This window comes from Streptomyces sp. NPDC020917 (assembly GCF_044333795.1).
GTDB lineage: Bacteria > Actinomycetota > Actinomycetes > Streptomycetales > Streptomycetaceae > Actinacidiphila.
Genome location: NZ_JBIRRR010000004.1, coordinates 517085 through 539631 on the forward strand (window position 1 = coordinate 517085; position 22547 = coordinate 539631).

At 74.8% G+C, this 22547-nt stretch carries 16 protein-coding genes and 1 pseudogene; 14 read left to right on the forward strand and 3 right to left on the reverse strand.

The window, feature by feature from the left end:
- Window positions 1-171: 171 nt before the first annotated feature.
- The 6 genes from dxr to ACH4TG_RS12185 all read left to right on the forward strand — a co-directional run bounded on the left by dxr (window position 172) and on the right by ACH4TG_RS12185 (window position 7433).
- Window positions 172-1416 (forward strand): 1-deoxy-D-xylulose-5-phosphate reductoisomerase, encoded by a 1245-nt coding sequence (dxr, locus tag ACH4TG_RS12160; protein WP_398242079.1) that lies wholly within the window; start codon window positions 172-174, stop codon window positions 1414-1416.
- Window positions 1413-2729 (forward strand): M50 family metallopeptidase, encoded by a 1317-nt coding sequence (locus tag ACH4TG_RS12165; protein ID WP_398242080.1) that lies wholly within the window; start codon window positions 1413-1415, stop codon window positions 2727-2729. The genes dxr and ACH4TG_RS12165 overlap by 4 nt, the downstream gene beginning before the upstream one ends.
- Window positions 2730-2829: 100 nt before the next feature.
- The gene (ispG, locus tag ACH4TG_RS12170; protein WP_398242081.1) at window positions 2830-3984 is read left to right on the forward strand and encodes a flavodoxin-dependent (E)-4-hydroxy-3-methylbut-2-enyl-diphosphate synthase; all 1155 of its coding nucleotides are present in this window, start codon (window positions 2830-2832) and stop codon (window positions 3982-3984) included.
- Window positions 3985-4079: 95 nt separating this feature from the next.
- Window positions 4080-4925, forward strand: coding sequence for a GNAT family N-acetyltransferase (locus ACH4TG_RS12175; protein ID WP_398242082.1), 846 nt, complete (start codon window positions 4080-4082; stop codon window positions 4923-4925).
- A gap of 171 nt (window positions 4926-5096) precedes the next feature.
- A complete protein-coding gene (locus ACH4TG_RS12180; protein ID WP_398242083.1) occupies window positions 5097-5672 on the forward strand; it encodes a GNAT family N-acetyltransferase in 576 nt (191 codons plus the stop codon).
- A 75-nt stretch (window positions 5673-5747) separates the two neighbouring features.
- Window positions 5748-7433 carry a proline--tRNA ligase gene (locus tag ACH4TG_RS12185; RefSeq protein WP_398242084.1) on the forward strand — a complete coding sequence of 562 codons (1686 nt, stop codon included), beginning with the start codon at window positions 5748-5750 and terminating at the stop codon, window positions 7431-7433.
- A gap of 72 nt (window positions 7434-7505) precedes the next feature.
- Here the strand turns inward: ACH4TG_RS12185 and ACH4TG_RS12190 are convergent, their stop codons facing one another.
- Genes ACH4TG_RS12190 through ACH4TG_RS12200 form a run of 3 tightly spaced genes read right to left on the reverse strand, consistent with a single transcriptional unit; the run spans window position 7506 to window position 9541 of the window.
- Entirely contained in the window at window positions 7506-8450 is a 945-nt protein-coding gene (locus ACH4TG_RS12190; protein ID WP_398242085.1) for an aminoglycoside phosphotransferase family protein, read from the reverse strand.
- A 54-nt stretch (window positions 8451-8504) separates the two neighbouring features.
- Entirely contained in the window at window positions 8505-9011 is a 507-nt protein-coding gene (locus ACH4TG_RS12195; protein WP_398242086.1) for a ferritin-like domain-containing protein, read from the reverse strand.
- A complete protein-coding gene (locus ACH4TG_RS12200) occupies window positions 9008-9541 on the reverse strand; it encodes a hypothetical protein (protein WP_398242087.1) in 534 nt (177 codons plus the stop codon). Before ACH4TG_RS12200 ends, ACH4TG_RS12195 begins: the two co-directional genes overlap by 4 nt.
- 226 nt (window positions 9542-9767) lie before the next feature.
- On the opposite strand from ACH4TG_RS12200, the gene rimP reads away from it, so the two are divergent.
- The 8 genes and pseudogenes from rimP to ACH4TG_RS12240 form a co-directional block, all read left to right on the forward strand.
- The gene (gene rimP / locus ACH4TG_RS12205) at window positions 9768-10310 is read left to right on the forward strand and encodes a ribosome maturation factor RimP (protein WP_398242088.1); all 543 of its coding nucleotides are present in this window, start codon (window positions 9768-9770) and stop codon (window positions 10308-10310) included.
- A gap of 2 nt (window positions 10311-10312) precedes the next feature.
- Window positions 10313-11299 (forward strand): transcription termination factor NusA, encoded by a 987-nt coding sequence (gene nusA / locus ACH4TG_RS12210; RefSeq protein ID WP_398242089.1) that lies wholly within the window; start codon window positions 10313-10315, stop codon window positions 11297-11299.
- Window positions 11300-11390: 91 nt separating this feature from the next.
- Entirely contained in the window at window positions 11391-11669 is a 279-nt protein-coding gene (locus tag ACH4TG_RS12215; RefSeq protein WP_398242090.1) for a YlxR family protein, read from the forward strand.
- A gap of 158 nt (window positions 11670-11827) precedes the next feature.
- A complete protein-coding gene (gene infB / locus ACH4TG_RS12220; RefSeq protein ID WP_398242091.1) occupies window positions 11828-14896 on the forward strand; it encodes a translation initiation factor IF-2 in 3069 nt (1022 codons plus the stop codon).
- A gap of 97 nt (window positions 14897-14993) precedes the next feature.
- Entirely contained in the window at window positions 14994-15287 is a 294-nt protein-coding gene (locus ACH4TG_RS12225) for a DUF503 domain-containing protein (RefSeq protein ID WP_398242092.1), read from the forward strand.
- Between the two features lie 138 nt (window positions 15288-15425).
- Window positions 15426-15944: a 30S ribosome-binding factor RbfA gene (rbfA, locus tag ACH4TG_RS12230; protein WP_398242093.1), complete on the forward strand. Its 519-nt coding sequence runs from the start codon at window positions 15426-15428 to the stop codon at window positions 15942-15944.
- A complete protein-coding gene (gene truB, locus ACH4TG_RS12235) occupies window positions 15941-16852 on the forward strand; it encodes a tRNA pseudouridine(55) synthase TruB (protein ID WP_398242094.1) in 912 nt (303 codons plus the stop codon). Before rbfA ends, truB begins: the two co-directional genes overlap by 4 nt.
- A 582-nt stretch (window positions 16853-17434) precedes the next feature.
- Window positions 17435-19723 (forward strand): annotated as a pseudogene (locus ACH4TG_RS12240) (trypsin-like peptidase domain-containing protein); the annotation flags it as partial.
- Between the last annotated feature and the right edge of the window lie 2824 nt (window positions 19724-22547).

Genomic DNA, 22547 nt, shown 5'->3' on the forward strand with positions numbered 1-22547 from the left:
GGCCCCCGGGCCCCCCCCCGGGGGGGGGGGCGCCCCCGGGGGGGCCCCCGCCCCCCCCCCCCCCCCCCGCCCGGGGGGGGGGGGGGGGGCCGGCCCGGGGCCGCCCCCCCGCCCCCGCCGAGCCGCCCGCCCGTTGACCCGTCTCTCAGGCGGGCAGGACACAATGACCCCATGACCGACGCACTCGCAGATCCGCACCACAGGCCGCCCGCCGCCGAGCAGGCCGGGCCCCGGGAGATCGTGATCCTCGGCTCCACCGGCTCGATCGGCACCCAGGCGATCGACGTCGTGCTGCGCAACCCCGACCGCTTCCGGGTCGTCGCGGTCGCCGCGGCCGGCGGCCGGGCCGAGCTGCTCGCCGAGCAGGCCCACCGGCTGGGAGTGCACACCGTCGCGGTCGCCGACGCGTCCGCGGTGCCCGCCGTGCGGGAGGCGCTGGCCGCGCGCTACGGCGCCGAGAGGCAGCCGGAGATCCTCGCCGGCCCGGACGCCGCCGCCGAGGCGGCGCGGCTGCCGTGCCACTCGGTCCTCAACGGCATCACCGGCTCGATCGGCCTGCTCCCGACGCTGGCGGCGCTGGAGGCAGGCCGGGTGCTGATCCTGGCGAACAAGGAGTCGCTGATCGTCGGCGGGCCGCTGGTCAAGGCGCTCGCCAAGCCTGGGCAGGTCGTGCCGGTCGACTCCGAGCACTCCGCGCTGTTCCAGGCGCTGCTCGCCGGCTCCCGCTCGGAGGTCCGCAAGCTGGTCGTCACCGCCTCCGGCGGCCCGTTCCGCGGCCGCACCCGCGCGCAGATGGCGAAGGTCACTCCCGCCGAGGCGCTGGCCCACCCCACCTGGGACATGGGCCCGGTCGTCACGATCAACTCGGCCACCCTGGTGAACAAGGGCCTGGAGGTGATCGAGGCCCATCTGCTCTACGACATCCCGTTCGAGCGGATCGAGGTCGTGGTCCACCCGCAGTCCTACGTTCACTCGATGGTGGAATTCACCGACGGCTCGACGCTGGCCCAGGCGAGCCCGCCCGACATGCGGATGCCGATCGCGCTCGGCCTCGGCTGGCCCGACCGGGTGCCCGACGCCGCCCCGGCCTTCGACTGGTCCACCGCCTCGACGTGGGAGTTCTTCCCGCTCGACGAGGAGGCCTTCCCCTCGGTCGCGCTGGCCCGGCACGTCGGCACTCTGGGCAGTACCGCGCCGGCGGTGTTCAATGCGGCGAACGAGGAATGCGTCGAGGCCTTCAGGACCGGCCGGCTGCCGTTCACGGGCATCATGGACACCGTCGCCCGCGTCGTCGAGGAACACGGCACACCCGAGCAGGGAACTCGGCTGACCGTCGGACACGTCCTCGAAGCGGAGACATGGGCCCGCGCCAGGGCCCGCGAACTGGCACAGGCATCGGAGGAAGCGCGCGTATGACGGCTCTCATGACGGTCCTCGGCATAGTCGTCTTCGTCGTGGGCCTGATGGTCTCCATCGCCTGGCACGAGCTCGGCCACCTCTCGACGGCCAAGATGTTCAAGATCCGCGTACCCCAGTACATGGTCGGCTTCGGCCCCACCCTGTGGTCGCGGAAGAAGGGCGACACCGAGTACGGCTTCAAGGCCATCCCGCTCGGCGGCTACATCCGCATGATCGGGATGTTCCCGCCCGGTGAGGACGGCCGGATCACCGCCCGCTCCACCTCGCCGTGGCGCAGCATGATCGAGGACGCCCGCTCGGCCGCCTACGAGGAGCTGCAGCCGGGGGACGAGACCCGGCTGTTCTACACGCGCAAGCCGTGGAAGCGCGTCATCGTGATGTTCGCCGGGCCGTTCATGAACCTGATCCTGGCCGTCGCGCTGTTCCTCGGCGTCTTCATGGGCTTCGGCGTGAACACCCGCACCACGGTCATCGGCCAGGTCAGCGACTGCGTGATCTCCCAGTCCGACACCTCCAAGCGGGACCCGAACAACCCCTGCACCTCGCACGACCCGGTGGCGCCGGCCAAGACCGCGGGCTTCAAGGCCGGCGACGAGTTCGTGAGCTTCAACGGGAAGCCGGTCAAGGGCTGGGCGCAGCTGTCGGAGGACATCCGCACCGGCGCCGGCCCGGCCACCATCGTGGTGATCCGCGACGGCAAGCAGGTCACCCTGCACCCGACGATCACCACCAACACCGTCGCCAAGACCGACAAGGACGGCAACTACCTCGACGGCACCGTGAAGGCCGGCTTCCTCGGCTTCTCGCCCGCCACCCACATCGAGCAGCTCGGCTTCGGCGCCTCGGTGAACCACATGGGCGACATGGCCCGCCAGGGCGTGGAGTCCCTGGTGAGCCTGCCCAAGCGCATCCCGGACCTGTGGAAGGCCGCGTTCGACGGCGCCCCGCGCAAGCAGGACTCCCCGATGGGCGTGGTCGGCGCGGCCCGCGTCGGCGGCGAGGTGTTCGCCCTGAAGGAGCCGGCCATCGACCGCATCATGACGATGGTCATGCTGGTCGCCGGCTTCAACCTGTCGCTGTTCCTGTTCAACATGCTGCCGCTGCTGCCGCTGGACGGCGGGCACATCGCCGGCGCCCTGTGGGAGGCGATCCGCCGTCACACCGCGCGGGTCTTCCGCAAGCCCGACCCCGGGCCGTTCGACGTCGCCAAGCTGATGCCGGTCGCTTATGTCGTGGCCGGAATCTTCGTGTCCTTCACCCTGCTGGTTCTGATCGCAGATGTGGTCAACCCGGTCAAACTGAGTTCGTAATGCCCTGAGCCGAGTCAGAGTCGTGGGCGCGGTGCCGTAACCTCGATCCCGGAGCCCGCCCACGACGGGACCTCGATCCACACCAGGGGATGCCACGCAGATGACCGCGATTTCGCTCGGTATGCCGGAAGTTCCGACCCGACTCGCCGACCGCCGCAAAAGCCGTCAGATCCAGGTCGGAAGCGTCGCAGTGGGCGGCGACGCACCCGTCTCCGTCCAGTCGATGACCACCACCCGGACCTCCGACATCGGCGCCACGCTGCAGCAGATCGCCGAGCTGACGGCCTCCGGCTGCCAGATCGTCCGGGTGGCCTGCCCGACGCAGGACGACGCCGACGCGCTCGCCACGATCGCCCGCAAGTCGCAGATCCCGGTCATCGCCGACATCCACTTCCAGCCGAAGTACGTCTTCGCCGCCATCGACGCCGGCTGCGCCGCGGTGCGCGTCAACCCCGGCAACATCAAGCAGTTCGACGACAAGGTCAAGGAGATCGCCAAGGCCGCGTCCGCCGCGGGCGTGCCGATCCGGATCGGCGTCAACGCCGGCTCGCTGGACCGCCGCCTGCTGGAGAAGTACGGCAAGGCCACCCCCGAGGCCCTCGTGGAGTCCGCCCTGTGGGAGGCGTCGCTCTTCGAGGAGCACGACTTCCGCGACATCAAGATCTCGGTCAAGCACAACGACCCGGTCGTGATGGTGAACGCCTACCGGCTGCTCGCCCAGAAGTGCGACTACCCGCTGCACCTCGGCGTCACCGAGGCCGGCCCCGCCTTCCAGGGCACCATCAAGTCCGCGGTCGCCTTCGGCGCGCTGCTGGCCGAGGGCATCGGCGACACCATCCGCGTCTCGCTGTCCGCGCCGCCGGCGGAGGAGGTCAAGGTCGGCATCCAGATCCTGGAGTCGCTCAACCTGCGCCAGCGCCGCCTGGAGATCGTCTCCTGCCCGTCCTGCGGCCGCGCCCAGGTCGACGTCTACAAGCTCGCCGACCAGGTCTCCGCGGGCCTGGAGGGCATGGAGGTGCCGCTGCGCGTCGCCGTCATGGGCTGTGTCGTCAACGGCCCCGGCGAGGCCCGCGAGGCCGACCTGGGCGTCGCCTCCGGCAACGGCAAGGGCCAGATCTTCGTCAAGGGCGAGGTCATCAAGACCGTGCCCGAGTCGAAGATCGTCGAGACGCTGATCGAGGAGGCCATGAAGCTGGCCGAGCAGATGGAGGCCGACGGCGTGTTCTCCGGCGAGCCCGAGGTGAGCGTCTCCTGAAGCGGACCCGGCCGGCCACCCGCCGCGCCCGCGGGAGGTAAAGTGCGGGGACCATCGTTTGCCGTCGCCCGCGGCCCGCACGGTGAGGCGCCCGCATGCTGACCCACTCCACTGCCCGAGTCCTGGAACCCGGAGACCTGGACGCCGCACTCGCGGTCCTCGACCGCGACCCGGTGGCCAACGCCTTCGTGACCTCGCGGGTCACCATCGCCGGCCTGGACCCGTGGCGGCTCGGCGGTGAGATGTGGGGCTGGTACTCCGGCGGCCGGCTCACCTCGCTGTGCTACGCCGGGGCCAACCTGGTCCCGATCTGCGCCACTCCGGAGGCCGTCCGGGCGTTCGCCGAGCGCGCCCGGCGGGCCGGCCGCCGCTGCTCGTCCATCGTCGGCCCGGCCGAGGCCACCGCCGACCTGTGGGCGCAGCTCGCACCGCACTGGGGGCCGGCCCGCGAGATCCGCACCCACCAGCCGCTGATGACGACCCGTGCGCTGCCCGCCGAGGTCGCGCCCGACCCGCTGGTGCGCCGGGTGCGGCGGGACGAGATGGACGTGATCCTGCCGGCCTGCGTGGCGATGTTCACCGAGGAGGTCGGGGTGTCCCCGCTCGCCGGGGACGGCGGCCTGCTCTACCAGGCGCGGGTCGCCGAACTGGTCTCCACCGGCCGCGCCTTCGCCCGCATCGAGGACGGCCAGGTGGTCTTCAAGGCGGAGATCGGCGCGGTCACCCGGCACAGCTGCCAGATCCAGGGCGTGTGGGTGGCGCCGGCGCACCGCGGCCGCGGCCTGTCCGAGACGGGCATGGCGGCGGTGCTGCACTACGCGCTGCACGACGTGGCCCCCGTGGTCAGCCTCTACGTCAACGACTTCAACGTGCCCGCCCGCGCCGCCTACCGCCGGGTCGGCTTCACCGAGGTCGGCGCGTTCATGAGCGTGCTGTTCTAGGCCGTCTCCGACCCATCCCGCCTGCCCCGCGGGGTCTGGCACGGCCCAGGCGCCGGCGGCCCGGGACCTGCGGCGTCCCGCGGGGGCCGGCCTCCGCCGACCGGAGCCGCGGTGTCCGGATCCTGGGTGCGTGGCGAGGCGGGGCGGCCCGCACCGGTAGGGTCGCCGGACATGGAGAACGTGGTGGTCGGCCCGCTCGACCTCGCCGCACGCGTCGACGAGGCGCTGGCCGTACAGGCGGTCGCCTTCGGGCTCGGGCCCGAAGAGGTCGCCATCCGCCGGCAGATCGTGCTGCGGCACCTGGGCGTCCCGGGGGCCCGCGCCTTCGGCGCACAGACCGCCGCGGGGCGGCTCGTCGGCTTCGTCTACGGCCTGCCCAACGACCGCACCCACTGGTGGTCCAGTGTCGTCCAGCCGTACCTGCGCCGGACCGGCAACGACCACTGGCTCGACGACGCGTTCGTCATCACCGAACTGCACGTGCTGCCCGACTTCCAGGGCCGCGGCATCGGGCGCCGGCTGATCACCGAGATCACCGACACCGCCACCGAGCCACGCAGCATCCTGTCGGCGATCGACGGCGACAGCCCGGCCCGGCACCTGTACCACCATCTGGGCTACCGCGACCTGGCCCGCCCGGTGCACTTCCCCAGCGCCAGCCGGCCGTACGCGGTGATGGGCGCGCCACTGCCCCTGCTGCGCCGCGGCCGGATGCCGCTGCCCGGTGCCCGGGACGGGCGGGAATAACCGGTACGTCCGGCCACCGCGGCGCCGGTATCCTCGCCGGACCCTCAGCACCTGAAGCCCCACCGGAGGCCCGCCATGGTCCAGCGCATGTCCCGACTGCTGCTCAAGACGCTGCGCGACGCCCCGGCCGACGCCGAGACGACCAGCCACAAGCTGCTCGTGCGGGCCGGGTACGTGCGGCGCTCGTCGGCCGGCATGTGGAGCTGGCTGCCGCTGGGCAAGCGGGTGCTGGACAACGTGACGCGGATCGTCCGCGAGGAGATGGACGCCATCGGCGGCCAGGAGGTGCTGCTGCCCGCGCTGCTGCCCCGGGAGGCGTACGAGGCCACCGGCCGCGCCGAGGAGTACGGCGACCTGCTCTTCCGGCTCACCGACCGCAAGGGCACCGCCTACGTGCTCGGGCCCACCCACGAGGAGATCTTCACCCAGTTGGTGAAGGACCAGGTCTCCTCGTACAAGGACCTGCCGGTGATCCTCTACCAGATCCAGACGAAGTACCGCGACGAGGCCAGGCCCCGCTCCGGGGTGCTGCGCGGGCGCGAGTTCCAGATGAAGGACGCCTACTCCTTCGACACCGGAGAGGAGGGGCTCGCCGAGGCGTACCGGCTGCACCGCGAGACGTACGAGCGGATCTTCCGCCGGCTCGGCCTGGACTACCGGATCGTGTCCGCGGTGTCCGGCGCCATGGGCGGATCGGCCTCCGAGGAGTTCCTGGCGCCCGCCGCCGCGGGCGAGGACACCTTCGCGGACTGCCCCGCGTGCGACTACGCCGCCAACACCGAGGCGGTCGCCTTCACCGCGGCCGTGCCCGCCGCCGTCGACCCCGGGCCCGTCGAGGAGCTGGACACCCCCGACACGCCCACCATCGAGACGCTCGCCGCCCACCTGGGCGTACCGGCCTCGGCCACCCTGAAGAACCTGCTGGTCACCGTGGACGGCGAGATCACCGCGGTGGGCGTGCCCGGCGACCGCGAGGTGGACCTCGGCAAGCTCGCCGAGCACCTGGCGCCCGCGGAGGTCGCGCTGGTGACCGCGGAGGACTTCGCCGCCCGCCCCGACCTCGTCCGCGGCTACGTCGGCCCCCAGGGCCTGCGCGTCCCGTACCTGGCCGACCCCCGCGTCGCCCCCGGCACCGCCTGGATCACCGGCGCCAACAAGCCCGGCCGGCACGCCGCGAACGTGGTGTGCGGCCGCGACTTCCAGGTCGACCGCCACCTCGACGTGGTCACCGTGCAGGACGGCGACCCCTGCCCCCGCTGCGGCGCCGGCCTGACCCTGGGACGGGCCATCGAGATCGGCCACATCTTCCAGCTGGGCCGCAAGTACACCGACACCCTCCAGGTCGACGTCCTCGGCCGGGACGGCAAGCCGGTCCGCGTCACCATGGGCTCCTACGGCATCGGCATCTCCCGCGCGGTGGCCGCGCTGGCCGAGCAGACCGCGGACGCGCAGGGGCTGTGCTGGCCCCGCGAGGTCGCGCCGGCCGACGTCCACGTCGTCGCCGCGGGCAAGGCCGCGCAGACCGAACTCGCCGCCCTGGCCGCCGACGCCCTGCACGTCGCCGGACTGCGGGTGCTGCTGGACGACCGGGCCGGGGTCTCGCCGGGCGCCAAGTTCGCCGACGCCGACCTGCTGGGCGTGCCGACCGTCCTCATCGCCGGGCGCCGCGCGGCACAGGGGTACGTCGAGGTGAAGGACCGCCGCACCGGGGAACGCCGCGAGCTGCAACTGGCCGAAGCGCTCAAGCTGCTCACCGCCTGACGAACGAACCGCCAAGTCCCGTTCCGGCGCGGCAGGTTCGTCAGGCCGGCCGGCGGCCCGGCGCCGCCGTGCTCACAGCCAGCCGGCGAACTCCAGCAGCAGCTCGCCGGGTTCGCGGTCACCGACCGACAGGGACCACACCCCGGCCTCCACCGACCGGAACAGCGCCCAGCCGCGCAGCCGTTCGGGGTCCACGTCCAGGGCCGACGCCAGCTTGGCGACCCGCCGCCTGGCCGCGGACCGCGAACCCGGCTGCGCGGCCAGCGTGGAGAGCCGGTCCCGCGCCAGCCACGCCAGGTCGTACGCCCGCTCGCCGACCAGCGGCTTGGGGTCGATGGCCAGCCACGCCATCCGCTCGCCGGCCAGCACGTTGCCGTGGTGGTAGTCGCCGTGCAGCAGGAACTCCTCGGGCGCGCTCGCGAGCAACTCGTCGCGCAGCGCCAGCGCCTCGTCGATCAGCGGCCGGGCGTCCGCCGCCCAGTCCCGGTCCCGCCGCTCGCGCAGCGTCCCGGCCAGGTACTCCGTGTACTCCGCCACCGACGTGAAGGGGTGCCCGCCGGCCGGCGGCACCCACAGTCGCTGGAGCACCGCCTCGGCCTCCAGCATCGCCCGCGCCTCGGCCAGCGAGCGCAGCGAGACGTCGGCCTGCAGTCGCTCCAGCAGCAGCGCGCCGCGCTCGGCGTCCGCCTGCAGCAGCCGCACCGCGCCCCGCCCGTCCCAGTGCGCGAGGGCCGCGTGCTCCTGGGCCGTCTCCCGGTTGACCATGCCGACCTTGAGCACCGCGGGCGACCCGTCCTCGGCCCTGACCAGGACGATCATGCTGATCTGGCCGCCCGCCGCGAACACCCGCTCGGGGGTCAGCCGCCAGCGCTCCAGATACCCGGCGACCTGCCCGGGAAGCCGCTCGAGCCACTGCAGGCCCGCCTCGCCCTCCCAGGCCGCGACGGTACGGGCCAGCCGCTCCGGCGGTGCCAGATCCACGCGTCCCGGCCGGCCGTCGTCCGCCACTGAACCCATCGCGCTGCGTTCCCTCCGTGTCCGTGCGGTCGGCGGCGGGGTGCCCAGCCGGGCTCAGCCGCGCTCCGCCAACCCCGGGAAGGCTACGCTGTCGCCGCTCCAGCGGACGGCGCGCACCGCCGCCTGACGCAGCGCGGCGGCCGCGTCGCCCCGCACGTCCCCGGTCGCGGCCCGCACCAGATCGCCGTACGCGCCCGCGAGCCGGTCCTCCAGATACGCCGCCAGCCGCAGGGCCGCGGCCGCGTCCGGCACCGGGAAGGGCAGCCGGTAGCCGGCCGCGGCGGCCACCGGTGTGCCGCCGAGATCCGCGACGGTGCGGGCCAGGGCGTCGCGGGCCGCGCGGTGCGCGTCGTACGCCTGGCGCACCTCGGCCTGGCGTCCTGCCGCCGCCCGCGCGCCGACCACGCCGTAGCCGTACACCGCGGCGTGCTCCGCGGCCAGCGCCGCCTGCGCGGCGGCCAGGACCGGCCCCGCGGCCGGGCGGGCGCTGCTGCTGCCCGGGGCAGGAGTGCCCGCTGGGCGCCCGCCGCCCGTCGGGCTCGGGCTGCTGGTACCGCTCATGCCGTGTGCGCTCCCGGGGTCAGCAGGACGACGTGGGCGGCGCCGGCGGCGGCCACCGACGCCATCAGCCGGGCCAGCTCGCCCGGCACGGTCAGCAGGGCCGCGGCCCTGCGGTCGGCCAGCGCCCGCTCCGCCGCGGCGAGCGCCGCCAGCGCCGCGGCCGGGGACTGGGGGGTGGGGGACGCCGAGGGCGCCCCCGGACGCGGGGTGGGCGAGGCCGGCGGCGCGGTGGACGGACGGCCCGAGGCGCCGCGCCCCGACGAGGACGCGGAGGGCGTCGCCGAGCCCGCAGGCGCCGGCAGCCTCCCGCCGAACGCCGAGGCGTGCAGGGCCACTTGGGCCCGCAGCGGGGTCAGACGCCCCGCGAGTCCAGGGTGCGCGGCAAGCGCCGCGTCGTACTGCCCGAGCAGCGTCAGGCTGTCGCGCGCCGCCCGCGCCCGCTCCACCGTTCCGGGCGCCGGCGCCTTGTCCCGGCCGTCCCCGTCCCGCGAGCCCCCCGAACATCCGGCCGCGGCCCCGACAGCCGCCACAGCCACCACACTTCGCCTGCTCAGGCGTGCCACCCGGGGGATCATGACGGGATTCTACGGCGGGGTCGACCGTTCTTTTCCCCCGGTCGCACCCCTCGGTCCGGCCCGTTGCCGGACCCCTGCGTTTCCATGGCCGCCGGGCGAAACGGAGCAGTGAACTCAGGTAGCCTTGTCCGTACACGCGACCTTCCATGACAACAGCAGACGCGGCCGAGGAGTCACCCGGATGAGCACCACCCAGAGCGAGAGGCTGCGCGCGCTGCTTGAGCCGCTCGTCGAGACGGCGGGCCTGGAACTGGAGGAGATCACGGTCTCCGCGGCCGGACGGCGGCGCCAGCTGCTGGTGGTGGTCGACTCCGACGAGGGTGTGGACCTGGACGCGATGGCCGAGGTCAGCCGGCAGGTCTCCACCGCGCTCGACGAGTCCGACGTCATGGGCGAGCAGGAGTACCTGCTCGAGGTCAGCTCGCCCGGCACCGACCGCCCGCTCACCGAGCCGCGACACTTCCGGCGTAACGCGGGCCGGCTGGTCAAGCTGCAGCTCAAGGAGCGCGGAGAGCTGATCGCGCGGATCATGACGGTGGACGACACCGGTCTGGACCTGGAGGTGCCCGGCGTCAAGGGCCGCAAGCCCAAGCCGGACCGCGTGGAGTTCGCGGACATCGCCCGGGCCCGGGTCGAGGTCGAGTTCAGCCGGAAGGCGGACGGCGAGGCGCAGGCCGACGGCGACGCCGAGGACAGCATCGACGAGAGCACTGAGGAGGCGTAGCCGTGGACATCGACATGAAGGCCCTGCGGGGCTTGGTGACGGAGCGGCAGATCTCGTTCGACCTGCTCGTCGAGGCCATCGAGTCGGCCCTCCTCATCGCGTACCACCGCGAGCCCGGCAGCCACCGCAAGGCGCGCGTGGAGCTGGACCGGCACACCGGCCACGTCACCGTGTGGGCCACCGAGGAGCCCGAGGAGGCGGGGGAGGGCGCCGAGCCGCGCGAGTTCGACGACACCCCGTCCGGCTTCGGCCGGATCGCCGCGTCGACCGCCAAGCAGGTGATCCTGCAGCGGCTGCGCGACGCCGAGGACGACGTGACGTTCGGCGAGTACGCGGGCCGCGAGGGCGACATCGTCACCGGAGTGGTCCAGCAGGGCAAGGACCCGAAGAACGTGCTGGTCGACATCGGCAAGCTGGAGGCCATCCTGCCGGTGCAGGAGCAGGTGCCCGGCGAGGACTACGGCCACGGCACCCGGCTGCGCTCCTACGTCGTGCGGGTCGCCAAGGGCGTGCGCGGCCCGTCGGTGACCCTCTCGCGCACCCACCCGAACCTGGTGAAGAAGCTCTTCGCCCTGGAGGTCCCGGAGATCGCCGACGGCTCGGTGGTCATCGAGGCGATCGCCCGCGAGGCCGGCCACCGCACCAAGATCGCGGTCCGCTCGAACCGCTCGGGCCTCAACGCCAAGGGCGCCTGCATCGGCCCGATGGGCGCCCGGGTGCGGGCGGTCATGGCCGAGCTGAACGGCGAGAAGATCGACATCGTCGACTGGTCCGACGACCCGGCGGAGATGGTGGCGAACGCGCTGTCGCCGGCCCGGGTGTCCAAGGTCGAGGTGGTCGACTTCGCGGCCCGCTCGTCCCGGGTCACCGTCCCCGACTACCAGCTCTCGCTGGCGATCGGGAAGGAAGGGCAGAACGCCCGGCTGGCGGCCCGGCTCACCGGCTGGCGGATCGACATCCGTCCCGACACGGAGCAGCCGCAGGACTGAATCCGGCCAACCGCCGGGCAGATGGCAGACGAACAACCGTGCGCTGACCCACTCGAAGGAGTGAGGTCGGTGCGGGGAGGTAGACTGAAGGGTGTCTGGTCGGACGCTGAACCCAGCATGCCCGGAGCGCACGTGCGTCGGGTGCCGGAAGCGAGCGGCCAAGAGCGATCTGCTGCGTGTGGCGGCGGTCGGGGATGCGTGCGTTCCCGATCATCGCGGTACGCTGCCCGGTCGGGGTGCTTATCTGCATCCCGCCCTTGCCTGTCTTGACCTGGCGGTCCGCCGCCGGGCGTTCGCCCGGGCCTTCAGAGGACCGGTGGCGCCCGACACCGCGGTGTTGCGCCGGTATGTCGAGCAGGCAGCCCCGTAGGAAGAAGAAGTACGGCACGGGCAACACCGTGCGGTCAGGTACCTCGCGAGATGGAAGTAGGTCGAGATTGCGATGAGCACTCGATGAGTACGCGATGAGTACGCCCATGAAGTAGCGACGGTCCGGCGGACGACCACCCCGGACCTAGAAGGAGCGAAGTGGCTAAGGTCCGGGTATACGAACTCGCCAAGGAGATGGGAGTCGAGAGCAAGGTCGTCATGGCCAAGCTCCAGGAACTCGGCGAATTCGTCCGTTCGGCGTCCTCGACGATCGAGGCGCCGGTTGTTCGCAAACTGACTGACGCTTTCCAGGGATCCGGTGGCCCCGCCGCCGGCAAGTCCGCTGCCAAGCCGTCCGCGCCGCGCAAGGCGGCGCCCTCGAAGCCGGCCCCGACCCCGGGTGCGCCGGCTCGTCCTGCTGCCCAGGCGCCGAAGCCGGGCGGCCCCACCACCCCCACCACCCCCGCGGCTCCGGCCGCCCCGAGCACCGGCTCCGCGCCGGCGCCCGGCCCGCGCCCCGGCCCCAAGCCGGCGCCCAAGCCCGCGCCGTCGGCCCCCGTGCCGGCCGCCGAGTTCCAGGCGCCGTCGACCCCGGCGGCCCCGAGCCCGCGTCCCGGTGCCACCCCCGGCCCGCGTCCGGCCCGTCCGGCCGGTCCCGGCCAGGGCCAGCAGCGCGGCGAGGGCGGCGCGTCCCGTTCCGGCGGGCGCCCGTCCGGCCAGGGTGCCCCGCGTCCGGGCGGTGCCGCGCGTCCCGCCGGCCCGCGTCCCGGTAACAACCCGTTCACCTCGTCCGGCTCCACCGGCATGCCGCGCCCGGGTGGCGCGCCGCGTCCCGGTGGCGGCCAGGGCGGTGCCCCGCGTCCCGCCGGTCCCGGCGGCGGCGGTCCGCGCCCCGGTGGCGCCCCCCGTCCGGGTGCGCCCGGCGGCCAGGGCGGTCCGGGCGCCGGTCGTCCGTCCCCCGGCGGCATGCCCCGTCCGCAGTCCTCGGGCCCGCGCCCGAACCCCGGCATGATGCCGCAGCGCCCGTCGTCCACCGGTGGCCCCGGCGGCCGTCCGGGTGGTCCCGGCGGTCGTCCCGGCGGTGGTCCCGGTGGCCGTTCCGGCGGTCCCGGCGGTCGTCCGGGCGGCGGCGGCTTCGCCGGCCGTCCCGCGGGTCCCGGCGGCGGCGGTCGTCCGGGCGGTGGCGGCGGCTTCGGCGGTCGTCCCGGCGGTGGCGGCGCCCCCGGCGGCGGTGGCGGCTTCGGTCCGCGCCCCGGCGGCTTCGGCGGCCGTCCCGGCGGCCCGGGCGGTCGTGGCGGCACGCAGGGCGCGTTCGGTCGCGGCCCGGGCGGACGTCCGGCGCGCGGCCGTAAGAGCAAGCGTCAGAGGCGCCAGGAGTACGAGGCCATGCAGGCCCCGTCCGTGGGCGGCGTGCTGCTGCCCCGCGGCAACGGCCAGACCGTGCGCCTGTCGCGCGGTGCCTCCCTCACCGACTTCGCCGAGAAGATCAACGCCAACCCGGCGTCGCTCGTCCAGGTGATGCTCAACCTCGGTGAGATGGTCACGGCCACCCAGTCGGTGTCGGACTCCACCCTGGAGCTGCTCGCCGGCGAGATGAACTACGTGCTGGAGATCGTCAGCCCGGAGGAGGAGGACCGCGAGCTGCTCGAGTCCTTCGACATCGAGTTCGGCGAGGACGAGGGCGGCGAAGAGGCCCTGGTCTCGCGGCCTCCGGTGGTCACCGTCATGGGTCACGTCGACCACGGCAAGACCCGCCTGCTCGACGCGATCCGCAAGACCAACGTGGTCGCGGGCGAGGCCGGCGGCATCACCCAGCACATCGGTGCCTACCAGGTCACGACCGAGGTCAACGACGAAGAGCGCAGGATCACCTTCATCGACACCCCGGGTCACGAGGCGTTCACCGCCATGCGTGCCCGCGGTGCGAAGTCGACCGACATCGCGATCCTGGTCGTGGCGGCCAACGACGGCGTGATGCCGCAGACCGTCGAGGCGCTGAACCACGCCAAGGCGGCCGACGTGCCGATCGTCGTCGCGGTCAACAAGATCGACGTCGAGGGTGCCGACCCGACCAAGGTGCGCGGACAGCTCACCGAGTACGGGCTGGTGGCCGAGGAGTACGGCGGCGACACCATGTTCGTCGACATCTCCGCCAAGCAGGGCCTGCACATCGACAGCCTGCTCGAAGCGGTCATCCTGACCGCGGACGCGTCCCTGGACCTCCGGGCCAACCCGGAGCAGAGCGCGCAGGGCATCGCGATCGAGGCGCACCTGGACAAGGGCCGCGGCGCGACCGCGACCGTCCTGGTGCAGCGCGGCACGCTGCGGGTCGGCGAGACCATGGTCGTCGGCGACGCCTACGGCCGTGTCCGCGCCATGCTCGACGACGCGGGCAACACCGTCGACGAGGCGGGCCCCTCGACGCCGGTCCAGGTCCTCGGCCTGACCAACGTCCCGGGCGCCGGCGACAGCTTCATCGTCGTCGACGAGGACCGCACGGCACGCCAGATCGCCGAGAAGCGGGCCGCCCGCGAGCGCAACGCCGCGTTCGCCCGCAAGGGCCGCAGGTTCTCGCTGGAGAACCTGGACGAGGCGCTCAAGGCCGGTGAGGTGCAGGAACTCAACCTCATCATCAAGGGCGACGCGTCCGGTTCTGTCGAGGCCCTGGAGTCCTCGCTCTTGCAGCTCGACGTCGGCGAGGAGGTCGACATCCGCGTGCTGCACCGCGGCGTGGGTGCGGTCACCGAGTCGGACATCGACCTGGCGACCGGCTCCGACGCCATCGTGATCGGCTTCAACGTGCGCGCCGCGGGGCGTGCCACGCAGATGGCCGAGCGCGAAGGCGTGGACGTCCGCTACTACTCGGTGATCTACCAGGCCATCGAGGAGATCGAGGCGGCGCTCAAGGGCATGCTCAAGCCCGAGTACGAGGAGGTGGAGCTCGGCACCGCCGAGATCCGCGAGGTGTTCCGCTCCTCCAAGCTCGGCAACATCGCCGGTGTGCTGGTGCGCTCCGGCGAGGTGCGGCGCAACACCAAGGCCCGCCTGCTCCGCGACGGCAAGGTCGTCGCGGAGAACCTCACCATCGAGGGCCTGCGCCGCTTCAAGGACGATGTCACCGAGATCCGCGAGGGTTACGAGGGCGGTATCAACCTCGGCAACTACAACGACATCAAGATCGACGATGTCATCGCGACGTACGAGATGCGGGAGAAGCCGCGCGGCTGATCCGGCACGCCGTACAGGCGTGACACACCGGTCCGGGGCCGGTCGGCGGGCGAAATCCCGTCGATCGGCCCCGGCCGTCGCCTGTACCTTCGGTGGCATGTACGTAGGTGCTCTGAGCTTCGACCTGCTGATGGGTGACGTACGGTCGCTGAAGGAGAAGAGGTCCGTCGTCCGCCCGATCGTCGCCGAGCTGCACCGCAAGTTCGGGGTGAGCGTGGCGGAGACCGGCGGGCAGGATCTGTACCGCAGGGCCGAGATAGGGATCGCGGTGGTGTCCGGCGATCTGGCGCATGTCAAGGACGTCCTCGACCGGTGCGAGCGCTGGATGGTCGCCCGGCCCGAGGTGGAGCTGCTGTCGGCCAGGCAGCGGATCCACGGTGACGACGACTGACGGCCGCCGGCGGTCCGGTGCGCCACCGGCGACCGGAGGCGGCCTCCCAGGGCCGCCGAGGACCCCCCACGACCACCGTCACGGACTGACCGGCGCGTCTGCACGCGCACCTGAACGCGAAGAAGAGAGAAGGAGACGATGACCGACACCGCGCGGGCCCGAAAGCTGGCGGACCGCATCCGGGTGGTGGTCGCGGAGACCCTGCAGCGGCGGATCAAGGACCCGCGGCTGGGGTACGTGACGATCACCGACACCCGGGTCACCGGTGACCTGCGGGAGGCGACGGTCTTCTACACGGTCTACGGCGACGACGAGGAGCGGGCCGCCTCGGCGGCTGCCCTGGAGAGCGCCAAGGGCGTGCTGCGCTCGGAGGTCGGCCGGCAGACGGGCGTGCGCTTCACGCCGACGCTGGCCTTCGTCGCCGACGCCCTGCCGGACAACGCCCGCACCATCGACGACCTGCTCGCCAAGGCCCGCGCGGCCGACGAGCAGGTCCGCAAGACCGCGACCGACGCGCAGTACGCCGGCGACGCCGACCCGTACCGCAAGCCGGCCGAGGACGACGAGAAGGCGGAGGCGGCCGAGGCCGCCGACGCGGGCGAGGCCGCCGGCACCGCCGGTGCGCCCTCCGACGAGGACGGTTCCCCGAAGGCATGAGTCGTCCACAGGGACCTTCCGGGCTGGTGATCGTCGACAAGCCCGGTGGGCTCACCTCGCACGGCGTGGTGTCCCGGATGCGGCGGCTGGCCGGTACGCGGCGGGTCGGCCACGCCGGGACCCTCGACCCGATGGCCACCGGCGTGCTGATCATCGGCGTCGAGAAGGCCACCCGGCTGCTCGGGCACCTCGCGCTCACCGAGAAGGAGTACGCCGCCACCATCCGGCTGGGCCAGACCACCGTGACCGACGACGCGGAGGGCGAGGTCACCGCCTCCGTCCCGGTCGGCGCGGTCACCCGGGAGGCGGTCGACGCGGGCATCGCCGCGCTGACCGGGCCCATCCAGCAGGTGCCGTCCAAGGTCAGCGCGATCAAGGTGAACGGCGTGCGGTCGTACACCCGGGTGCGGGAGGGCGAGGACTTCGAACTCCCCGCGCGTCCGGTGACCGTCTCCTCGTTCACCGTGCAGGACATGCGGCGCGCGGAGGCCGTCGACGCGGCCGGCGCGGCCACCGAGGTCGTCGACCTGGACGTCACCGTCGTCTGCTCCTCCGGCACCTACATCAGGGCGCTGGCCCGCGACCTGGGCGCCGGACTGGGCGCCGGCGGGCATCTGACGGCACTGCGCCGCACCCGTGTCGGGCCCTACGGCCTGGACGGCGCGCGGACGCTGGAGCAGCTGGAGCTGTCGTTCGCCGTCCTGCCCATCGAGCAGGCGGCCGCCGCGGCCTTCCCTCGCTGGGACGCCGACGCCGACCAGGCGCGGCTGCTGGGCCACGGCGTCCGTATCGCCGTGCCCGCGCTGCCCGCCGGGCCGCATGCCGTCTTCGGGCCGGACGGCCGCTTCCTCGCGCTGGTCGAGGAGGACAAGGGGAAGGCGAAGATCGTCGCGGGGTTCGCGCAGTAGCGCTGCCCGCCGACCGTTTCCCGTCCGCCGCCCCGTCGTGGTCCCGCTGATCTCCCGCCGTCGCCCTGCCGTCCGCGGGAGGCGCGGACACCCGGCCCGTCGCCCCGCTGCTCGCGGTACCGAGCGGCGGGGCCACCTGTCTCCTGAGCGGCCCCGCCCCACGGCCCCCCGTCAAACCCCCTGACCAGTCCTTATCCACGCCGGACCCGGAAATCACCCCAACGGGCGGGCGCTCGGAGTGAAGCGAGGGGGCGCGAAGGGGCGCTTTTCCCGCGCGATCTTGGCGCGAGATCATCTGCCGCCTACCGTCGAAGTGGGACGAAACGGGGCGCTTTCGCGCAAGCGGGGGCAGCGCAGGGCGAGGCAGCGGGAGGCGCCGACATGGCGGTACGCGGGGGCGGACGGCGGGGCGAAGGATCCGGGGGCGCACGGCGCGGGGAGGCGTCGGGGGGCGCGCAACGGCACGGGAACGGCGGCGCCGCCGGGCCGGCGGGCTCCGGCGCGCGGGCGGGCGCCGGAGCGGGGACCGCGGGGGGCGGATGGCCGGGCCCGGGCGGGCGCGGCTCGGGGGACGACCCGCTGATCCGCATCTGCGACCTCGCCGGGCGCCCGCGCGGCACGGGGTTCCTGGCGGACGGCGACGGCACGCTGGTCACCAGCCACGAAGCGGTCGACGGGCTCGCCCGCCTCGTCCTGCACGCCCCCGGCGGCCAGGTGTGCCTCGCCGAGGCCGAGGCGGTCACCGCGCTCCCCGAGACGGGGCTGGCGCTGGTCGCGACCGAGGGCCTGACCGTGCCGCCGCTGCCGGTCGCCCCGCACGGCCCCGCCCACCCCGAACGCGCGGTGCGGCTGCACATCCCGCACCGGGTCGACGGCACCGTACTGGGCACCGCGACCGTGACCTACACCGCGACCGACCGCTTCCACCTGCTCGGCGAGGTGTACGAACTCGCGCTCGGGGAGACCGACTTGGCGAGGTCCGCCGCCCAGGCGTCCGGCGCGCCGCTGCTGGACGCCGCGACCGGGGCGGTGCTCGGCGTCGTCGCGACCGCCCTGCACTCCGGTCACCGGGCCGCCGGGTTCGCCATCCCGCTGGACCCCGCAGGGGCGCCCGAGCCGCTGGCCCTGCTGCTGCGGCGCAACGCGGCGACCGTGCCCGCGTACGGCCGCCACCTGAACCTGGCCGGCGCCCTCCAGCTCACCGCCACCTCGGTCGGGGCCGCGACCGGCCCCGGCGAATGGCGCGAACCGATCGTCCGTGACGACGTCGCCGCCGGCCTCCGCGACTTCCTCACCGCCGGGGCCCCGGAGGGCGGCCCGTCCGACGGCGAGGGCCCGGTCGGGCGCGGTGGCGGGGGCGGCCCCCAGGACGCGGGCGTTCGCTCGGTGCAGGGCGAAGGGGCTTACGGCGGGCGGGAGTTCGCCGCCCGCGCGGGCCGTCTCCACGAGGCCGACAACCCAGGCGCGGCTGCGTACGCCGCCGGCACGAGTACGCCCTCCGATCAGCGAACCGGAGGGCAACCGCCGCTGGTGCTCGGGCTGGTGGGGGAGCCGGGGACCGGACGGACCACCGAGCTGGCCCAGTTGGCGGCACGCCGGGCCCGCGGCGCCCAGCCCGAGCCGACGCTGTGGCTGCGCGGGGCGGAGCTGCGTCCGGGGGACGGGGGCCTGCGGGACGCCGTCGAGCGGGCGCTGCGCACCGCCGCACGGATCGTCGGCGCGGGCCGCCCCCTGAACGCCGCGGTGGCTCCGGGGTGGCCGGCCGGCGGCGCCGACGACCCCTCGCCGGACGCCGTCGCCGACCTCGCCCACCACGCCGGGCGGCCCCTGCTCGTACTGCTCGACGCGCCCGAGGAGATGCCGCCCGTCCTCGCCCACGCCCTGGCCGACTGGACCGCCGGCACCGCGCGCTGGCTGCGTGCCGGGCAGGTCCGCCTCGTGGTGGCCTGCCGGCCGGAGTTCTGGGAGCAGGCCGGCGCCCTGCTGCCCCGCGAGCTGCTGTACGGGGCACCCGCGGTGCCGGCGGCGGCCGTGCCGTCGCGCGCGCTGCCGCCGTGCCTGCCGCTGGGCGACCTCTCCGACGACCAGGCGGCCCGCGCCCGGACGCGCTACGGCCTCCGGCCAGGGGACCTTGCGGAGCCCGACGCGGCCCACCCGCTGGCGATGCGCCTGCTGTCGGAACTCAGGGCCGCGCTGCCCGAGGAACTGGACCAGGACCTGGGCGAGCGCGCAGTACCGCCCAGCCGGGTGGAGCTGTTCTCCGCGCACCTGGACCTGGTGTGCCTGCGCATCGCCGTCCGGCTGGCCGCGGCGTCCGAGCCGCCGGTGCGCGGCACGGGCGTGCGGCGGCTCGCCGCGCGGGTGGCGGGCCGGATGCACGAGGCCGCCCGACGCTGCCTCGGCCCCGGGCAGGGCGAGTTGGACCGCGAGGCGTTCGAGGAGCTGTTCCCGTGGCGCACGGGATGGGCCTCCGCCGTCCTCACCGAGGGCCTGCTGGTGCCCGCGGGCGCGGGCTACCGCTTCGCCCACCAGGAGGCCGCCGACTGGCTCCAGTCGCTCCACCTCGACCTGCCGACCGCCCTCTACGCCCTGGTCCACCGCTGGTTCGCCCCGGCGGGCACCCCCGCGGAGGCGCCGGTACGGCTTCCCTCGCGCCGGGCGTCCACCACCGGCCAGCCGCCCCCGGTCCCGCCCGCGCCCGCTGTCGCGCCGCAGGGCTTCCCGCGGAGCCTGCCGGTGCCGCACCACCGCGCGGCCCCCGTCGTCCAGGCCCTCCTCCTGACCCCGCCCAAGACCCTGGCCACCCACCTCCACGGCCTGATCGAGGCGCTCGCCCACCCCGCCCTCGCCCCGCGCGCCCCTCGCGTGCCCCCGCAGACGCCGCGCCGCCCCGAGGCGGGCAGCAGGGACCCGGCGGGCGCGGCGCCCGGCCGGTCCGTCGAGCGGCCGACTCGGCCTGACGCGACGGCAGATGACGCAGACGAGCCTGCGGGTCTCACGGGCGGGAAGCGGCGGCCAGGAGGCGAGGCCCCGCAGGCGGCGGAGGCGGCGGCCGCACGCCGCGTCCCCTCCGGCGCCCCGTCGAGCCGACCCGAAGCGGAGGCCGACCTCGACGCCGACACCGTGCCGAGCCCGCGGACGCGCCCCACCGGGCGCCCGGTGGGGGAGACCGGGACGGCGGGGGAGCCGCGGAGTCCCGGCAGCGGCGGAACCCCTGCGGCGGGCGTGGGCCCACGCGGAATCGGCGAGGTCACCGGCGCGGCGGACGCGGGCGGGGCCGGACCCGGGGACCGGGCGGACGTCTCGGACCGGCAGCCATCCGGCGGGACCGCCCACCCGACGGGCCCGGGCGCCAAGGGAATTGAGGACCGCGCTTGCGTCCCGGCCGCCGACCGGTCGGGGAGCAGGGCCCAGGGCAGGGTCGTCGCCGAGGTCGCGCACCGCGGCGGCGCTTGGGGCGCCGCCGACGTGCCGGGCCTGCACGGCCACGGTGGTCCGGCGTACGCGCCGGGGCGTGCTGGATCGGAGGGCGCGGGGTACACGCGATCCCCGGGGCGGGGCGGTCCCGAGGGCGGGATGTACGGGCTGGAAGCGCGGCGGAAGGACGCGGAGTGGTGGGCCGCGCACCTGCTGCGCGAGGTCCTGCTCCGCGTGCCGGACGCCGGTCCCTACCGGGAAGTGCTGCGAGCGCTTGCCGGGCGGATCGTGGTGCGCGCGGTCGAGCGCGGCGGCTTCGCGGAACTGGGAGAGGACGGCCTCGGCGCGTTCGGTCCCTGGTTCTGGCGCCGCGTGCCGCTCCCCGCCGCCGACCGGCTCGACCTCCTTCGCCTGCTGCTGCCCGCCGACGGCCCGCCCGGCGCACTGGCCCGCGCAGACCGGGAGGCCGGCACCGACCTCGCCGGCCCGCCCGATACCGCGGCCTGGACAGACCGCGACGACCGCACCGGCGGCGAGAGGCTGGACCGTACCGGACGGGCCGACCGAGGCGACCGCCTCGATGACCTGTTCCGCGCGACGGCCATCGCCGATCAGCCCGGCCGCGGCGACTCCGCACACCAGGCAGCCCCGGACCCCCGTTTCGACGGCCCCCACCCGGCCGACCGCACTCACGGCCCCCTCGACCCGAGGGGCCCCCTCGACCCGAGGCCCGGCGCCGACCGGGCGGACGGCACCGGCGCTGCCGGCTCCGGAGCGGTGGCTGGTGCGGGCGATCGCGCCGGCAGCGGGCGCGACTCGATGCTCGGCGCCTACCGGGCCGATCCCACCGGCGCTGCTGAGTCCGGACTCCTGGCAGGTTCAGGCGGCCGCACGTACGGTCCGCGGGACGTGATGTCCGGCGCTCAACAGGTCGACCCCGCGGATCGTGGAGGGCGCGGGGAGCGGTTTCTGGGGGTGGTGGCGGAGATGCTGCGGGACGAGCCGGGGGTGGCGATGCCCGCGGTGTGCGGGTGGTTCGGGGACGACCGGCCGTTGCAGGGGGAGCCGCGGCTCACGGTGGCCGCGGCGGCGCAGGCGCTGCTGCACACCTACCGGCGGCTGGGCATCGACGAGCTGGCGGACGCCCTGGTTGCGGCGGGGAGCGCGGCGGCCGACGAGGTGCTGGCCGCGCTGGTCGAGGACGAGCCGTCCGCCCTGTGCCGGGCGGTCGACCGGTGGGCGCACGATCCGCGGCCGGACCGCCATGTCGCCGCCGCCACGTACGGGGTGAGGACCGCGCCGTACGTCCGCTCGGACGCCGACCGGGAGTTGCTGCGGTACGCCGCGCTGGCCATCGTCGCGCGCCCCGACGACTGCACTCTGCACGGCGCGGCGCTCGGCCTGCTCGTCCGCGATCCGCTGACCCGCGCCCGCCATCTGCCCGCCGCGCTGCGGCACTTCGCCGACGGCGACCCGGGGCTGCGCGCCGCGGACCTGGCGGCCGCGCTGACCACGCACCCCGAGCCCGTGCTCGCCGCGTTCCAGAGCCGGCTGCGGTGTGCGGACGGCCGGACCGCGGAGGCCGTGGGGGCGCTGGCGGAGGTCGGCGCGCCGGCGCTGGCCCGTCGAGCCGCCGCGCTCGTCGAGGACCTGCTGCGGCACCGGCCCGGGCAGGTCGCGGCCGTCGCCCGCTACCTGGACCTGCGGCTGGAACAGGGGCCGGGCGCGCGCGGGGTGCTCCTGCCGCTGGCCGCCGCCCTGCTGCGCGACCACCCCGCACCGGTGCGGGCGGCCCTCGTCCCGGTCTTCGCGGCCCCGGGCTCGCACCTGTCGCGGCCGCTGCGCCAGGAACTGCTGGAGACCGTCCTGGAGTCCGAGCGCGACCCGGTGGTGCTGGACGCGCTGCTCACCGCGGCGGCCCACGGCGCGCGGCAGCGGCATCCACTGCTGACCCGCGACCTGGTGCACCAGCTCGCCCTGCTGCTGGTGCGGACTCCTGACGGCGCCGCCAGGTTCGACCGCCGGATCGTCGAACTCGCCTCCGCCGCACCGGAGTTCGCCCGCATGGTCCGGGTGTGGCTGGCCGACGGCCACGTCTGGGACTCGCTCATCGGCCCGAGCGCCCACCGCACCCTGGCCTCCGTTCCCTGACGGATCCGCTCCCCGGACCGGCCCCTCACCAGGGCACCAGCCGGCGGGCACCCCACGTCCGCGGCCCCGGCCGCGCTGTGACACCGGACACGGCCACCGCGGGCCGCCGGCCCCGCGCGCCGCCTCC

Coding starts and splice junctions, on each gene's coding strand:
- dxr (WP_398242079.1), top strand. CDS start 172: ATGACCGACGCACTCGCAGATCCGCACCACAGGCCGCCCGCCGCCGAG.
- ACH4TG_RS12165 (WP_398242080.1), top strand. CDS start 1,413: ATGACGGCTCTCATGACGGTCCTCGGCATAGTCGTCTTCGTCGTGGGC.
- ispG (WP_398242081.1), top strand. CDS start 2,830: ATGACCGCGATTTCGCTCGGTATGCCGGAAGTTCCGACCCGACTCGCC.
- ACH4TG_RS12175 (WP_398242082.1), top strand. CDS start 4,080: ATGCTGACCCACTCCACTGCCCGAGTCCTGGAACCCGGAGACCTGGAC.
- ACH4TG_RS12180 (WP_398242083.1), top strand. CDS start 5,097: ATGGAGAACGTGGTGGTCGGCCCGCTCGACCTCGCCGCACGCGTCGAC.
- ACH4TG_RS12185 (WP_398242084.1), top strand. CDS start 5,748: ATGGTCCAGCGCATGTCCCGACTGCTGCTCAAGACGCTGCGCGACGCC.
- ACH4TG_RS12190 (WP_398242085.1), bottom strand. CDS start 8,450: ATGGGTTCAGTGGCGGACGACGGCCGGCCGGGACGCGTGGATCTGGCA.
- ACH4TG_RS12195 (WP_398242086.1), bottom strand. CDS start 9,011: ATGAGCGGTACCAGCAGCCCGAGCCCGACGGGCGGCGGGCGCCCAGCG.
- rimP (WP_398242088.1), top strand. CDS start 9,768: ATGAGCACCACCCAGAGCGAGAGGCTGCGCGCGCTGCTTGAGCCGCTC.
- ACH4TG_RS12225 (WP_398242092.1), top strand. CDS start 14,994: ATGTACGTAGGTGCTCTGAGCTTCGACCTGCTGATGGGTGACGTACGG.
- rbfA (WP_398242093.1), top strand. CDS start 15,426: ATGACCGACACCGCGCGGGCCCGAAAGCTGGCGGACCGCATCCGGGTG.
- truB (WP_398242094.1), top strand. CDS start 15,941: ATGAGTCGTCCACAGGGACCTTCCGGGCTGGTGATCGTCGACAAGCCC.